A 15,518-nucleotide genomic window follows, 5' to 3' on the forward strand; every position below is an offset into this window, starting at 1 on the left:
GTGGTGGCTATGTTGGTGCCAGCGTGGGGCGCGCGATTATGCCTTAACTCAGCCGGCTTGGCCGATCATCGTGCGAATCTTGTTGGCCAACAGGTCCATGGAAAAGGGTTTGGCCACCATGTCCATGCCTTCCTCCAGGAAGCCCTGGCGTTCGGCGGCTTTCTCGGCATAACCGGTAATGAACAGCACTTTGAGCTCCGGGCGGTGCTGACGAGCGATTTCCGCCAGTTGCCGACCGTTCATGCCCGGCAGCCCGACGTCGGTTACCAGCAGATCGACCCGCAGGTCGGACTCCAGCAAGGGCAGGGCGCTCTGCGCATCTTCGGCTTCATGGGCGTGATAACCCAACTCTTTGAGCAGGTCGAGCACCAGCATGCGCACCGCCGGATCGTCTTCCACCAACACCACGGTTTCACCGGCAACCGCTGGCGGTGCTTCGCCGGTGACCGGCAGCTGCGCGTGTTCCGGCAGGGCGACGTGCAACCGTGGCAAATACAGGCGAACGCTGGTGCCCTGGCCAGGCCGGCTGTGCAGGCTGACGTGCCCGCCCGACTGCTGGGCGAAACCATAGATCATCGACAACCCAAGGCCGGTGCCCTGGCCGATGGGTTTGGTGGTGAAGAACGGATCGAAGGCCTTGGCCAGTACTGATGGGGTCATGCCGGCACCGTTGTCGCTGACGGCAATCATCAGGTAATCCCCGGCCCTGACTGGCTCCAGCGGAGTGACGTCGCTGCCGTCGAGGTGAACATTGGCGGTTTCGATCAACAACTCGCCGCCATCGGGCATCGCATCCCGGGCGTTGATCACGAGGTTGAGCAATGCGTTTTCCAGTTGGCTGACATCGGTACTGACCGGCCAGACCTCATCGGCCAGCTTCAGTTTGAGCTCGATGTGATCGCCCTTGGTCCGGCTGAGCAAGTCTTCCAGGGAATGCACCAGCTGGTTGGCGTCCAGTGGCCTGCGATCCAGTGACTGACGCCGTGAAAATGCCAGCAACCGATGGGTCAGGGCGGCGGCGCGATGGGCCGAGGACACCGCCGCTTCGGTGAAGCGACCGATCTCGGCCGCGCGCCCATCGGCGATGTAGCGCTGCATCAAATCGAGGCTGCCGATGATCCCGGTGAGCATGTTGTTGAAGTCATGGGCGATGCCGCCGGTGAGCTGGCCGACCGCTTCCATTTTCTGCGCATGGCGCAAGGCGTCTTCGGCACGCTCACGCTCGAACATCTCGTTCTGCAGTCGCTGGTTGGCTTCGGCCAGTTGTTGGGTGCGAGCGCTCACGCGTTCTTCCAGGGTTTCGTTGAGGTTGCGCAGCGCCTCTTCAGTCTGTTTGCGCTCGGTCTCGTCGATCACGAAGATGTAGAAACCATTCACCGCGCCGTCTGCGCCGTGGCGTGGCAGGTAGTTCATCAGGGCCTGGCGGGTGCTGCCATCGCGGTGATCGGCGCTGATGCTGAAACAACAGGTCTTGCCTTTCAGCGCCTCGGCGATGTATTCGGCGCGCAGGGCATAGGCTTCATCGCCAAGCACTTCACGAATGGTGCGGCCGTAAAGCTCTTGGGGCGTGAGGCCATACCATTCCAGATAGGCGGCATTGTTCAGGCGAAAGCGCTCTTCGCGGTCCACATAACTGATCAGGATCGGCATCGCGTTGATGATCAGTTGCAGCTCGGTCTGGCTTTGGCGCAAGGCCTGTTCGATATGTTTGCGTTCGGTCAGGTCCAGCGCGGCGCCGAGAAAACGGATCGGCCGGCCATGGTGGTCCTTGTAGCAACGACCCCGGGCAAACACCCAGCGCAACTGGCCGTCGGCTTGCAGCAAGCGATATTCCTCGGCGTACTCGCTGCCATGGGTGATGCAGTGCTTGATGCTGCGGGCGATCATGGCGCGGTCTTCCGGGTGCACGCCGTGGAGGTATTCGCTGATCGGCAACTGGTTGGCCATGGCCGGATCGACGCCATGCAATTGCGCGAAGTGCGCATCGGCAATGAAACGGTCTTCGCCAATGTCCCAGTCCCAGGTGCCGACGGCATCGGTGGCGGCCAGTGCCAGTTGCAGGCGCTGCTCGGTTTCTTGCTGGGCCTTGAGGCTGGCGGCGGAGCGTTGTTCCAGTTCGAGGGCGATGCGGCGACGTTCGTTGGTTTCGATGGCCGTGACCAGAATCCCGGCAACCTCGGCGCTTTCGTTGCGAATGGGGCTGTAGGTCAAATCCAGCCAGAAGTCAGAATCCCGACCGTCGCGTTGCAAGGTGAAGCGCTGTTCGCTGTAGGTCCGCACCTGACCCTGTAGGACGGCGCTGTAAATCGGGTCGGTAAAGTCTTTGAGTTCCGGCCAGATCTGGTGCGTCGGTTGTCCGAAAGCGTGAGGGTGTTTGCTGCCGGCGAGGAAGGCGAAGCCGTCGTTGTAGATCTGGGTGAGATGCGGGCCCCACAGCAATAGCATCGGCATTGGCGAGTGGATCACGATGTCCACCGCGGTGCGCAGGCTCTGCGGCCAGTTTTCGGCGGCGCCCAGCGGGTTGTTTGTCCAGTCCAGTCGGGCAATCAAGGCCTGGGCATCGCTGGCGGTCGGTGGTGCGTTCATCTACATGTCCTGCGCATGAGTCAGTGTGGCGGCGTCTACTATCCTTGCAAGGCGGTAGACGCTGGATGACCCGCATGGGGTCATTTTTTTCATTGAATGCTTCGCGGGTGTTTTTTGCCATGGAAATCGATGCACTGTTGCAGATTCTGGCCAGCCGCCATGGCTCCGATCTTTACCTGTCCACGGGCGCGCCACCCAGCGCGAAATTTGACGGTGTGCTCAAAGCCCTGACCGATCAACCGTTCAAGCCGGGAGAAGTGGCGGCCATTGCCGCGTCCATCATGGACGCCGAACAGCGCCTGGAGTTCGATCGGGACCTGGAAATGAACCTGGCACTTTCCCTGCCCGGGGTCGGGCGTTTCCGGCTCAATATCTTCAAGCAGCGCAATGATGTGTCCATCGTGGCGCGCAACATCAAGCTCGACATTCCACGCTTCGAAGACCTCAACTTGCCACCGGTGCTGCTCGAAACCGTGATGCTCAAACAAGGGCTGATGCTGTTCGTCGGTTCGACCGGCTCGGGCAAGTCGACCTCGCTGGCGGCGCTGATCGATTACCGCAACCGCCATAGCAGTGGCCATATCATCACTATCGAAGACCCGGTCGAGTTTATCCATCGGCACAAGAAGTCGATCGTCAATCAGCGCGAGGTCGGCGTCGATACCCGCAGTTTCCACGCTGCGCTGAAAAACACGTTGCGCCAGGCACCGGACGTGGTGTTGATCGGCGAAATCCGTGACCGCGAGACTATGGAACATGCGCTGGCGTTTGCCGATACCGGTCATCTGGTGATTTCCACGTTGCATGCGCACAACGCCAATCAGGCGCTGGACCGCGTGATTAACTTCTTTCCCGAAGAGCGCCGGGGGCAGTTGCTCAACGACCTGGGCAACAACCTCAAAGCGTTTGTGTCCCAGCGTCTGGTGCGTACCCGCGACGGGCAGCGCCGGGCGGCGGTGGAGGTGATGCTGGGCACACCAACCATCGGTGACCTGATCCGGCGCAATGAGTTTGGCGAACTCAAGGGGATCATGGAGAAGTCTTCAGAGGTGGGGATGCAGACGTTTGACGGGGCGCTGTTCGCGCTGTTTGCCGAGGGCGCAATTGATGAGGCAGAGGCGTTGAAACATGCTGATTCGGTGAACAATCTGCGCTTGCGCCTGAAAATGCACGCCGAGGCCACACCCGGCCCCCATACGCCGCCGGGTGAATGGGGGTTGATGGACTGAAGGGGCCGACGCTGTTCAAAAATGCGGGAGCGGGTTTGCTCCCACAGTAGATCTACGGCGTCAGTCATTCAGTTCGGGGCGGTTTCGAAATTGCTCCAGGGCTTCGGGGTTGGCCAGTGCATCGGTGTTCTTCACCTTCTGGCCATGCACCACGTTGCGCACCGCCAGTTCGACCACCTTGCCGCTGATGGTCCGCGGAATGTCCGTCACCGCGACAATCTTCGCCGGCACATGCCGTGGCGTGGTGTTGGCGCGGATGACCTGGCGGATCTGTTGTTGCAGCGCTTCGTCCAGCTCGACGCCTTCGCGCAAGCGCACGAACAGCACCACTCGCACGTCATCCTGCCATTGCTGACCGATGGCGACGCTGTCCAGCACCTGCGGGATTTTCTCCACCTGACGGTAGATTTCCGCCGTGCCGATGCGTACGCCGCCGGGGTTGAGCACCGCGTCGGAGCGGCCGTGGATCAGCATGCCGCCATGGGGCAGTTGCTCGGCGTAATCGCCCTGGGCCCAGACGCCGGGGAACAGGCTGAAATACGAAGCACGCAGCTTTTCCTGTTGCGGGTCGTTCCACAAGCCGATGGGCATGGCCGGAAAATGTCGGGTGCACACCAGCTCGCCTTTTTCACCGATCACAGGCTTGCCATCGTCGTTCCACACTTCGACCGCCATGCCCAGGCTCTTGCATTGCATCTCACCACGGCGCACCGGCAGGACCGGGTTGCCAATCACAAAGCACGAAACGATATCGGTACCACCGGACATCGAAGACAGGCACAGGTCGGACTTGAACGCGCGGTAGACGTAATCGAAGCTTTGCGGCGACAGCGCCGAGCCGGTGGACAGGATGGTTCTCAGGCTGCTCAGGTCATGACTGTCGCACGGCTTCAAGCCATTGCTTTCCAGCGCAGTGAGGAATTTCGGGCTGGTGCCGAAGACATTGAGGCGTTCGTCGTCGATCAGGTCGATCAAGCGCTCCGGCCCTGGATGAAACGGCGAGCCGTCATACAGCACCACGGCGCTGCCGACGGCCAACGCCGAGACCAGCCAATTCCACATCATCCAGCCGCAGGTGGTGTAGTAGAACAAACGGTCACCGGCACCGAGGTCGGTGTGCAGGCCATGTTCCTTGACGTGTTGCAGCAGCACGCCGCCGGTGCCGTGCACAATGCACTTCGGTACGCCGGTGGTGCCGCTGGAGTAGAGGATGTACAGCGGATGGGCGAAAGGCACGGGAACGAATTGCGGCTCGCCGCCCGGGTCGTAAAAATCGTCCCACAGCGTCACGTTGGCCTGGCAGCGGAAATCCTCGATGCGCGCTTGAGGACGCGCATAAGGCACAACAATCAATTGCTGCAAGGACGGCAACTGTCCGAGGATTTCATTGACCTTGGTGGTCTGGTCGATCTCTTTGCCGGCGTAGCGGTAGCCGGCGCAGGTGATCAGCACTTTTGGTTCGATCTGGCCGAAGCGATCGATCACCCCGTGGGTGCCGAAATCCGGTGAAGAACAGGACCAGATTGCACCCAGGCTGGTGGTGGCGAGCATGGCCACCAGGGTCTGCCAGGTGTTCGGCATACACGCTGCCACGCGGTCGCCGAGGCCGACACCGGCGGCTTTCAGGCTATTTTGAAAACCGGCGACGTGGCTTGCCAGTTCGGCCCAGGTCAGCTGTTCCCGTTGACCGTTTTCGCCGATGGCGACGACTGCCACGGCATCGTCACGACGGCGCAGCAGGTGTTCGGCGAAGTTCAAGGTAGCGCCGGGGAACCACTGGGCGCTGGGCATTTGCGCGCCTTCGATCAGCACCGCGTCTGGCTGATCGTGAAAACGGATGTCGAAGAAATCGACGATGGCCTGCCAGAAGGCTTCCCGCTGGTCGATGCTCCATTGGTGCAGGGCAGGGTAGTCGGCGATCCCAAGGGTGTGTCGCTGATTGACGAAACGCCGGAAGGCCTCCATGCGGCTCTTGCCGATGCGCTCGGTGCCGGGTTGCCAGAGGATGTCGGACATGGCTTGGCCTCTTCTTGTTTATGCATCACACACAGGCTTTTGTGGCGAGGGAGCTTGCTCCCGCTGGACAGCGCAGCTGTCCCAAAACCTATTTACGACTGCTTCGCAGCCGAACGGGAGCAAGCTCCCTCGCCACAGGGTCCGGCGGCAGGCTACTGCGCCAACCACCCACCATCTATATTCCACGCTGCGCCACGCACCTGGCTACCGGCTTCGCTGCATAAAAACAGCACCAACTCACCCAGCTGCGGCGGCGTCACGAATTCCAGGGAGGGCTGTTTCTCGGCCAGCAAATCGTGTTGCGCCTGCTGCGGGTCAATCCCGGTCGCGGCGCGATCATCAATCTGCTTCTGCACCAGCGGCGTCAGCACCCAGCCTGGGCAAATGGCGTTGCAGGTAACGTTGGTGGTGGCGGTTTCCAGGCCGACCACTTTGGTCAGGCCGATCACGCCATGCTTGGCCGCGACATACGCCGCTTTACCCACCGAACCGACCTGGCCGTGCACCGAAGCGATGTTGATGATGCGTCCCCAGCCCTTGGTACGCATGCCCGGCAGGCTCAAGCGGGTGCTGTGGAACACCGACGACAGGTTGATCGCAATAATCGAGTCCCAGCGCTCCACCGGAAAATCTTCCACCGCCGCCACGTGCTGGATGCCGGCGTTGTTGACCAGGATATCCACGCCGCCGAACTCACGCTCGGCGTACTCGATCATATCGGCGATCTGCGCCGGGTCGCTGACGTCGGCCGGGTGATGGCCGACCTTGCCACCGAATTGCTCGACCTCAGCGATTACCGTCGACGCATCGCCGAAACCGTTGAGGATCAGGTTGGCGCCAGCCTTGGCCAGGCTCAGGGCGATCCCCAGACCGATGCCGCTGGTGGAACCGGTGACCAGTGCGGTCTTGCCCGAAAGAGTCGTCATGAATACCTCACACAATGCCAGTGGCGTAGAAAGTACCGATCACCACAAAAACAGCGAGTGTCTTGATCAGCGTAATACAGAAAATGTCTTTGTAGGCCTCGCGGTGGGTCAACCCGGTGACCGCCAGCAAGGTAATCACCGCGCCGTTGTGCGGCAGGGTGTCCATGCCGCCACTGGCCATCGCGGCGACCCGGTGCAGCACTTCCAGGGGAATATTGGCGGCGTGGGCAGCGCTGATGAAACTCTCGGACATCGCCGCCAAAGCGATGCTCATCCCGCCTGACGCCGAGCCGGTGATGCCGGCCAGCAAGGTCACAGTGATCGCTTCATTGACCAACGGGTTGGGAATGCTCTTGAGCCAGTCGGCCAGCACCAGAAAACCTGGCAACGAGGCGATCACCGCCCCGAAACCGTATTCCGACGCAGTGTTCATCGCTGCCAGCAATGCGCCGCTGACCGCACTTTTACTGCTTTCGGCCAACTTGCCACGAATCGCCTGAAAGCCGAACACCAGCACCATGACGATGCCCACCAGCAAGGCCGCCTGGACCGCCCAGATCGCCGTCAGCTTGGCGATGTCGGTGGTCACCGGGGCGGCCATGCCCGGCAGCGAAAGGCTGTGGGTCTTGCCGTACCACACAGGAATCCAGCGGGTGAACAGCAGGTTCATCAGGCCCACCAGCAACAGCGGCGACAGCGCGATCCACGGATTAGGCAGCTGGATGTCCGGTGCGGTTTCCGGCTCGTTGCGCAGTTCTGAGCCGTAACCTTCACCCGTGCGCTGGGCCTTGTTGCGCTGGCGCTGCAGAAACAGCATGCCGGCACAGAACACGAAAATCGTGCCGATCACTCCCAGCCACGGCGCCGCCCAGGCGGTGGTGTTGAAGAAGGTGCTGGGGATGATGTTCTGGATCTGCGGCGTGCCAGGCAGGGCGTCCATGGTGAACGAGAACGCGCCGAGGGCGATGGTCGCCGGGATCAGGCGTTTGGGAATATTGCTCTGGCGGAACATCTCGGCGGCAAACGGGTACACCGCAAACACCACCACAAACAGCGACACACCGCCGTACGTGAGCAGGGCGCAGACCAGCACGATCACCAGCATCGCCTGACGGGTGCCGAGCAAGCGAATCGCCGCCGCGACGATGGAGCGGGAGAATCCCGACAACTCGATCAGCTTGCCGAACACCGCGCCGAGCAGGAACACCGGGAAATACAGTTTGACGAAGCCGACCATCTTTTCCATGAACACCCCGGTGAAGACGGGGGCTACGGCGGAAGGGTCGGTGAACAGGACGGCGCCGAGGGCGGCGATCGGGGCAAAGAGGATAACGCTGTAGCCACGGTAAGCAGCCACCATCAGCAGCGCGAGGGCTGCCAAGGCAATGATCACACTCATGGTGTGTCTCTCCAGGATTGTTATTTTTGTAGGGTGAAGCTTGGTGGGAGGGCTATAGCGGGTTTCGTGCCAGCTATCTAAGCTATTGAAATATAAGGAGATTATTTGTTTGTGAAGTGATTTTGGTGATTTTTGTCTCTGTATTGAGATTTCTGGCGATTGTGCTGACGCTTTCGCGGGCAAGCCTCGCTCCTACGGGAGTGTGGTTATCTACGAAATTGCACGACCCGTAGGAGCGAGGCTTGCCCGCGAAGAGGCCCTATCTACCAATAGAGATGCATGTCTCTTTATAGAGACTCAGCAATCCCCAGCGCCGCCATCTTCTTGTACAGCGTCGACCGCCCCAGCCCCAACCGCGCCGCCGCTTCGATTACCTTCCCACCGCATTGCGCGAGGGTCGATTCAATCAACTGCCGATCAAACCGTTCGCGAGCCTCACTGAAGGTTTCATGGGCAATCGGCTCAAGGGGCAGAGGCGCCGCACGCTCCACCGGGGTAAAGCTGCCAATCGCCGCGCGGATATCCGCCGCGTTCAGCATCAAGTCATCACTGAGCAACGCCGCCCGCTCCAGCACGTTGCGCAGTTCACGAATGTTCCCCGGCCAGGCGTGTTGCCCCAACAAATCCAGGGCTTCGCGGTTCAATTCGTGCTGGCTGCGCAGTTCCTCAAGGATCGCTTCACTGAGGGCCGGCAGGTCGTCGAGGCGATCACGCAGGGGCGGGACCTGGATCGGCAGCACATTGAGGCGGTAATACAGATCGGCGCGAAACTCGCCGCGTTTGATCGCCGCCACCAGATCGGTGGAGGTGGCGGCGATCACTCGCACATCACTCTGAATCACCTCGTTGGAGCCCACCGGTTCGAATTCCTTCTCCTGCAACACCCGTAGCAACTTGCTTTGCAGCGGCAGCGGCATGTCGCCGATTTCGTCGAGAAACAGCGTGCCGCCCTGGGCGATTTGCAACTTGCCGGCGCGGCCCTTGCGATCGGCGCCGGTGAACGCGCCGGGCGCGGTGCCGAAGAACTCGGCTTCCAGCAGCGACTCGGGAATCGCTGCGCTATTGATGCTGACGAAGGCTTTATGCGCCCGGGGTGATGCGCCGTGGATCGCCTGGGCCAGCAGTTCCTTGCCGGTGCCGGTTTCACCGAGCAACAACACCGGCGACTCTGCACTGGCGCTGCGTCGGGCGCGGCGTTTGACTTCGAGGCTGGCGGCGCTGGTGCCGATGAAGTGCGCGAAGTTGTACTTGGTCTGTCGCGCCCGCAGTAGAGAACGGGTGGACGCCAGCTCTTCCTGCATGCTCAGGTAGCGCTTGAGCATTGGCGACAGGCTGCGCAATTCGTCGAACAGGGCAAAACCGATGGCGCCGATCACCGCGCCGGCATCGTCGTGAATCGGCAGGCGCATCACCACCAGCGGTTCCTTGGGGGTGTCTTGCATGTCCAGCAGGATCGGCCGTCCGGTACGCACCACCTCGCGCAACAGGCTGCCGGGGATCACGCTTTCACAGGCCCTGCCGATGGCGCCTGCGGCCGACTCCAGGCCGAATCGCCGGGCATAGCGCTCGTTCATCCAGACAATGTTCGCATCGCGGTCGACAATCACCGTGCCTTCGCTCGATTGCTCGATGATCTCGAACAGCGAGCGGATCGCCAGGGTGCGAACGCGCTGGTAGTCCTTGAGGCTTTCGGTGGTGTTCATCGGAGTGTCCATTTTTGGAAATCAAGATCAAAACATCGCAGGGATTATGCCAACCCCGGATGCGCCGCCGCCAACAGCTCTTTGGTGTATGGGTGCTGCGGTGATTCGAACACCGTGTGGCTGGCGCCGCTTTCCACCACTTTGCCGTCCTTGATCACGATCATGTCGTGGGCCAGGGCACGCACCACCGCCAGGTCGTGGCTGATGAACAGGTAGGTCAGGCCATATTTCTCCTGAAGCTGGCGGAGCAGGGCGACCACTTGTTTTTGCACCGTGCGATCGAGCGCCGAGGTCGGTTCGTCGAGCAGGATCAACGCCGGTTTGAGCACCAGCGCGCGGGCAATGGCAATGCGTTGGCGCTGCCCGCCGGAAAATTCGTGCGGGTAGCGATGACGGCTTTGCGGATCGAGGCCGACTTCTTCCAGCACCCGGATTACCTGGGCTTCGCATTGGGCAGGGGTGGACTGGCTATGGACCTCAAGGCCTTCACTGATGATCTGCGCCACGGACATTCGTGGGCTGAGGCTGCCAAAAGGATCCTGGAATACCACCTGCATCTTCTTGCGCCATGGCCGCAGTTGCTTTTGCGTCAGGCCATCCAACGCCTGCCCCTGAAAGCGAATGCTGCCTTCGGAATCAAGCAAGCGCAGGATCGCCTGACCGAGCGTGGACTTGCCTGAACCGGACTCACCGACGATGCCCAGGGTCTTGCCGCGCTGAACGTTCAGGCTGATGCCGTCCACTGCACGCAGGTACGTCTTACGCTGGAACAGCCCGCCACCGAGGGTGAACTGCACTTGCAGATTCTCCACTTCCAGCACGTTTTCACGCTCGTCCCGGGGCAGGGCTTCACCTTCCGGCTCGGCGTTCAGCAGCACACAGCTGTAAGGGTGTTTCGGCTCGGTGAACAGCGTTTCGCAAGGTGCCTGCTCGACGATTTCCCCGGCGTGCATCACGCACACCCGCTGGGCCATGCTGCGCACCAGATTGAGGTCGTGGCTGATCAGCAGCAGCGACATGCCAAGCTGCTGTTGCAGGGATTTGAGCAGCCGCAGGATCTTGCGCTGCACCGTCACATCCAGCGCGGTGGTCGGCTCGTCGGCGATCAGCAATTCCGGTTCGCAGGCCAGGGCCATGGCGATCATTACCCGTTGTCGCTGGCCGCCGGACAGTTGATGAGGGTAGGCCTTGAGCCGCTCTTCGGGCTTCTGGATGCCCACCAGTTGCAGTAATTCCAGAATCCGCGCTTGCGCCGCTTTGCCACCCAGCCCTTTGTGCAGCAGCAGGGTTTCGCCGATCTGTTTCTCGATGCTGTGCAGCGGATTGAGGGAGGTCATCGGCTCCTGGAATATGATCGCGATCCGGTTACCGCGCAGTTCGCGCAAGACGTTAGCGTCGGCGCCGATCAATTCCTGGCCGCGATAGCGAATGCTGCCGGTGGTTTGCGTACCGTTTTCGGGCAGCAGTTGCAGGATCGAGTGGGCGGTCACCGACTTGCCGGATCCGGACTCGCCGACCAGCGCCAGGCATTCGCCGGGGCGAATGTCCAGAGATAGGTTGCGCACCACGGTCTGGCCACTGAAGGCCACGTTGAGGTCACGGATTTCGATCAGGTTGTCAGTCATTTCACCAGTCCGCTTCAAGAACGAGGGTCAAAGGCATCACGCAACGCCTCGCCAATGAATACCAGCAAAGAAAGAATCAGCGCCAGGGTGAAAAACGCCGTCAGCCCCAGCCACGGCGCTTGCAGGTTCTGTTTGCCTTGGCCAATCAATTCGCCCAGGGACGCACTGCCGGCTGGCATGCCGAAACCGAGGAAATCCAGCGCCGTGAGGGTGGAAATCGCCCCGGTCAGGATGAACGGCAGATAACTCAGGGTGGCGTTCATTGCGTTGGGCAGAATGTGTCGCACGATCACCTTGCGGTCGGTAAGGCCCAACGCACGGGCGGCTTTGACGTATTCCAGGTTACGCCCGCGCAGGAACTCGGCGCGCACTACGTCCACCAGCGCCAGCCAGGAAAACAACGCCATGATCCCCAACAGCCACCAGAAATTCGGCTCGACGAAACCCGACAGAATGATCAGCAGGTACAGCACGGGCAGCCCCGACCAGACTTCCTGCAAGCGCTGACCAAGCAGGTCGACCCAGCCGCCGTAATAGCCCTGCAATGCACCGGCGGCGATACCGATCAAGGCGCTGATAAACGTCAGCATCAGCGCAAACAGGATCGACACCCGTGCCCCGAAAATCACTCGCGCCAGCACGTCCCGGGCCTGATCGTCGGTGCCCAGCCAGTTGACCTTCGACGGCGGACTCGGCGCCGGTTGATTGAGATCGTAATTGGGCGTGTCGTCGCTGAACGGGATCGGCGCAAACAGCATCCAGCCGTCGCCCTTGTGAATCAGCTTCTGCACGTAATCGCTGCGAAAATCGGCCTGAAACGGCAACTGGCCGCCGAATTCTTGCTCGGTGTGGTGTTTGAACGCCGGGAAGTACAGCGAGCCCTGATAACTGACCACCAGCGGTTGGTCATTGGCGATCAGTTCGCCGCCCAAGGTCAGCAGGAACAAACCGACAAACAACCACAACGACCACCAGCCCCGGCGGTTTTTCTTGAAGCGTTCAAAACGGCGACGGCCCAGCGGCGAGAGTTTGAACATCAGGCGTTCCTCGCGGCGAAGTCGATACGCGGATCGACCAGGGTGTAGCACAGGTCACCGATGATTTTTATCAGCAGGCCGAACAAGGTGAAGATGAACAGCGAACCGAATACCACCGGATAGTCCCGCGATACCGCCGCTTCGTAACTCATGCGACCCAGGCCATCGAGGGAGAAAATCACTTCGATCAGCAGCGAGCCGGCGAAGAAAACGCTGATAAAGGCCTGGGGAATTCCCGAGACCACCAGCAGCATGGCGTTGCGAAACACATGGCCGTAAAGCACCTGGCGTTCGCTCAAGCCCTTGGCCCGGGCGGTGACCACGTACTGGCGGGTGATTTCATTGAGGAAGGAATTTTTGGTGAGGATGGTCAGGGTCGCAAAGCCGCCGACCACCAGCGCCGTTACCGGCAGTACCAGGTGCCAGAAGTAATCGGCGATCTTGCCCACCGTCGACAGCGAATCGAAGTTGTCCGAGACCAGGCCGCGCACCGGAAACCAGTTCAGCGAGGTGCCACCGGCGAAGACCACGATCAGGAACATCGCGAACAGGAACGCCGGCATCGCGTAACCGATGATGATCGCGGTGCTGCTCCAGATATCGAAATGGCTGCCGTGGTGCACGGCCTTGCGGATGCCCAGCGGAATCGACACCAGATAAGTGATCAACGTCGCCCAGAGCCCGAGGGAAATGGTCACCGGCATTTTATCCAGGATCAGGTCGGTGACCGTGGCACCGCGAAAAAAGCTCTTGCCGAAGTCGAGGTGGGCGTAGCTCTTGAGCATCAGCCACAAGCGTTCCGGCGCTGGCTTGTCAAAGCCGTATTGCTTTTCGATCTCCTTGATCAGCTGCGGATCGAGCCCGCGGCTGGCCCGAGAGCTGCCGTGCATGGTCTCACTGGAACCGCCGCCGATACTTGCGCCACCGATGCCTTGCAGGTGTGCGATGGCCTGTTCCACCGGGCCACCGGGCGCGGCCTGGACGATGGCGAAGTTGACCAGAAGAATGATCACTAAAGTCGGGATGATCAGCAGCAAGCGCCGCAGTACGTAAGCCCACATCAGTGCGACCCTCCGGATTTGCCGCGCTTGATGAGTTCGGCGGTCATCTGTTCGTTGGTCAGGGGTGTGGAGCTGACTTCCCACCAACTCTCGATGGCTTCGTCATTGCTTGCTTGTACAGAGGGAATGCCGAAGCGGTTCCACCACACGGTCGAACTGCCGGGCGGGTAATAGTTGGGAATCCAATAGAAGTTCCATTGCAGGACACGGTCCAGGGCATGGGCGTAGCGCAGCATGTCGGCCTGGGTGTTGGCGCGGACCAGGCCGTTGATCAACGTATCGACCGCCGGGTTCTTCAGCACCATGTAGTTGTTGGAGCCCGGATCGCTGGCCGCTGCCGAGCCAAAGTAGTTGTACAGCTCGTTACCCGGCGAGTTGGTGACCGGGTAGCCGGTGACGATCATGTCGTAGTCCCGGGACATCAGGCGGTTGACGTACTGGGAGGCATCGATGCGCCGAATGTTCAGGTCGATGCCGATTTGTTTCAGGGTGCGCTTGTAAGGCAGCAGCAATCGGTCCATGCCGTTCTGGCTGATCAGGAAGGTGAAGCTCAGCGGTTGACCTTCGGCGTTGACCAGTTGATCGCCATCGGGTTTCCAGCCGGCCTGTTCGAGCAGGTCCAGGGCTTGCAACTGTTTGTCGCGAATCACGCCGCTGCCATCGGTTTTCGGTGCTTCGAAGACCTGAGTGAAGACTTCGTCGGGGATCTGCCCGCGCAGCGGTTCGAGAATCGCCCGCTCACCCGCGTCGGGCAGTTGTCGGGCGGCGAGGTCGGTGTTGGAAAAGAAACTCTGCTGGCGGATGTACAGGTCGCGCATCATCTGCCGGTTGCTCCATTCGAAATCCCAGAGCATGGCCAGCGCTTGGCGCACGCGGCGGTCCTGGAACATCGGGTTTTGCAAGTTAAATACAAAACCCTGGGACGGTTGTGGTGCCTGCGTTGCCAGGTGGGCTTTTTGCAGACGACCGTCGCGCAAGGCCGGGCTCTCGTAGCCGATGGAGTAGGCGGTGGCGGAGAATTCGCGGTTGTAGTCGTAGGCGCCGCCACGCAGGACCTGACGGGCGACGTCGGTGTCGCCGAAGTACTCGATGCTGAAATGATCGAAGTTGTAGAGGCCGCGACTGACCGGTAAATCCCTGGCCCACCAGTCGGCGTTACGCTCGAAGGTGATGCTGCGCCCGGAGTCGACCTTGCTCACGCGGTACGGCCCGCTGCCCAGCGGCGGCTCGTAACCGCCACCGTTGGCGAAGTCGCGGGTTTTCCACCAGTGTTCGGGAAGCACCGGCAAAGTGGCGATGTCGAGGGGCAGGGTGCGGTTTTCGTTGCTCTTGAAGTCGAACCGAATGGTTTGCGGTGATTCCACTTCGACGCCTTTGACGTCGGCGAATTGCGTGCGATAGCGCAGGCTGCCCTGGGTCATCAGCAGGTCGAAAGTGTAGCGCACGTCTTCGGCGGTGATCGGCTTGCCATCGGCGAAACGGGCCTTCGGGTTCAGGTAGAAACGCAGGGACAGTCCATCGTCGGAACGCTCCATCTGCTGCGCCACCAGGCCGTACACGGTGTAGGGTTCGTCCAGTGAACGCACGGCCAGGGGCGAGTAGATCAAGCCATCGACTTGTGTGACGCCAATCCCTTTGTCGATGTACGGCAGGATGTGGTCGAAATGACCGATTTCCAGCGCCGAGCGACGCATCGTGCCGCCCTTGGGCGCTTGCGGGTTGGTGTAGTCGAAATGACTGAAACCGGCGGGATACTTCGCCGGTTCACCGTACACGGTCAACGCCTGTTGCGGTTCAGCGTTCACACCGGCGGCGCCCAACAGCAGGGCCACGGCAGTGAACAGTAAAGTGGGGAAAGCCAGTCGCATTGTCAGCCTTAGAGCCGGGTGATCGATAAGCACAATTTGTACGCTAGCGGCGCGTCCCTCGCCAGCCG

10 protein-coding genes are annotated in these 15,518 nt (G+C 60.9%); 1 reads left to right on the forward strand and 9 read right to left on the reverse strand.

The window, feature by feature from the left end:
* Positions 1 to 48: 48 nt before the first annotated feature.
* A complete protein-coding gene (locus LOY28_RS11345) occupies positions 49 to 2,586 on the reverse strand; it encodes a PAS domain S-box protein (RefSeq protein WP_258613848.1) in 2,538 nt (845 codons plus the stop codon).
* Positions 2,587 to 2,705: 119 nt separating this feature from the next.
* Here LOY28_RS11345 and LOY28_RS11350 point away from each other — a divergent pair, with 119 nt between their 5' ends.
* A complete protein-coding gene (locus LOY28_RS11350; protein WP_086946288.1) occupies positions 2,706 to 3,815 on the forward strand; it encodes a PilT/PilU family type 4a pilus ATPase in 1,110 nt (369 codons plus the stop codon).
* 60 nt (positions 3,816 to 3,875) lie between these two features.
* On the opposite strand, the gene LOY28_RS11355 is transcribed toward LOY28_RS11350, so the two are convergent.
* The 8 genes from LOY28_RS11355 to LOY28_RS11390 all read right to left on the reverse strand — a co-directional run bounded on the left by LOY28_RS11355 (position 3,876) and on the right by LOY28_RS11390 (position 15,450).
* Entirely contained in the window at positions 3,876 to 5,831 is a 1,956-nt protein-coding gene (locus LOY28_RS11355) for an acetoacetate--CoA ligase (RefSeq protein ID WP_258613849.1), read from the reverse strand.
* A 152-nt stretch (positions 5,832 to 5,983) separates the two neighbouring features.
* Positions 5,984 to 6,757: a 3-hydroxybutyrate dehydrogenase gene (gene hbdH, locus LOY28_RS11360; RefSeq protein WP_018927665.1), complete on the reverse strand. Its 774-nt coding sequence runs from the start codon at positions 6,755 to 6,757 to the stop codon at positions 5,984 to 5,986.
* Positions 6,758 to 6,764: 7 nt separating this feature from the next.
* Positions 6,765 to 8,156 (reverse strand): GntP family permease, encoded by a 1,392-nt coding sequence (locus LOY28_RS11365; protein WP_258613850.1) that lies wholly within the window; start codon positions 8,154 to 8,156, stop codon positions 6,765 to 6,767.
* Between the two features lie 287 nt (positions 8,157 to 8,443).
* Positions 8,444 to 9,859 (reverse strand): sigma-54-dependent Fis family transcriptional regulator, encoded by a 1,416-nt coding sequence (locus LOY28_RS11370; protein WP_258613851.1) that lies wholly within the window; start codon positions 9,857 to 9,859, stop codon positions 8,444 to 8,446.
* A 44-nt stretch (positions 9,860 to 9,903) separates the two neighbouring features.
* The gene (locus tag LOY28_RS11375) at positions 9,904 to 11,484 is read right to left on the reverse strand and encodes an ABC transporter ATP-binding protein (RefSeq protein WP_018927668.1); all 1,581 of its coding nucleotides are present in this window, start codon (positions 11,482 to 11,484) and stop codon (positions 9,904 to 9,906) included.
* A 14-nt stretch (positions 11,485 to 11,498) separates the two neighbouring features.
* Positions 11,499 to 12,521, reverse strand: a complete 1,023-nt coding sequence (locus LOY28_RS11380) for an ABC transporter permease (RefSeq protein WP_258613852.1) — start codon at positions 12,519 to 12,521, stop codon at positions 11,499 to 11,501.
* A complete protein-coding gene (locus tag LOY28_RS11385; protein WP_064617099.1) occupies positions 12,521 to 13,582 on the reverse strand; it encodes a microcin C ABC transporter permease YejB in 1,062 nt (353 codons plus the stop codon). Before LOY28_RS11385 ends, LOY28_RS11380 begins: the two co-directional genes overlap by 1 nt.
* Positions 13,582 to 15,450 carry an extracellular solute-binding protein gene (locus tag LOY28_RS11390; protein WP_258613853.1) on the reverse strand — a complete coding sequence of 623 codons (1,869 nt, stop codon included), beginning with the start codon at positions 15,448 to 15,450 and terminating at the stop codon, positions 13,582 to 13,584. Before LOY28_RS11390 ends, LOY28_RS11385 begins: the two co-directional genes overlap by 1 nt.
* Positions 15,451 to 15,518 lie beyond the last annotated feature (68 nt).

It is taken from the genome of Pseudomonas sp. B21-017 (assembly GCF_024749245.1).
Lineage (GTDB): Bacteria > Pseudomonadota > Gammaproteobacteria > Pseudomonadales > Pseudomonadaceae > Aquipseudomonas.

Excerpts from the sequence above, each read along its gene's own strand:
- LOY28_RS11350 (WP_086946288.1), top strand. The coding sequence starts at position 2,706 with ATGGAAATCGATGCACTGTTGCAGATTCTGGCCAGCCGCCATGGCTCC.
- LOY28_RS11385 (WP_064617099.1), bottom strand. The coding sequence starts at position 13,582 with ATGTGGGCTTACGTACTGCGGCGCTTGCTGCTGATCATCCCGACTTTA.
- LOY28_RS11375 (WP_018927668.1), bottom strand. The coding sequence starts at position 11,484 with ATGACTGACAACCTGATCGAAATCCGTGACCTCAACGTGGCCTTCAGT.
- LOY28_RS11355 (WP_258613849.1), bottom strand. The coding sequence starts at position 5,831 with ATGTCCGACATCCTCTGGCAACCCGGCACCGAGCGCATCGGCAAGAGC.
- LOY28_RS11390 (WP_258613853.1), bottom strand. The coding sequence starts at position 15,450 with ATGCGACTGGCTTTCCCCACTTTACTGTTCACTGCCGTGGCCCTGCTG.
- LOY28_RS11380 (WP_258613852.1), bottom strand. The coding sequence starts at position 12,521 with ATGTTCAAACTCTCGCCGCTGGGCCGTCGCCGTTTTGAACGCTTCAAG.
- LOY28_RS11345 (WP_258613848.1), bottom strand. The coding sequence starts at position 2,586 with ATGAACGCACCACCGACCGCCAGCGATGCCCAGGCCTTGATTGCCCGA.
- LOY28_RS11365 (WP_258613850.1), bottom strand. The coding sequence starts at position 8,156 with ATGAGTGTGATCATTGCCTTGGCAGCCCTCGCGCTGCTGATGGTGGCT.
- hbdH (WP_018927665.1), bottom strand. The coding sequence starts at position 6,757 with ATGACGACTCTTTCGGGCAAGACCGCACTGGTCACCGGTTCCACCAGC.
- LOY28_RS11370 (WP_258613851.1), bottom strand. The coding sequence starts at position 9,859 with ATGAACACCACCGAAAGCCTCAAGGACTACCAGCGCGTTCGCACCCTG.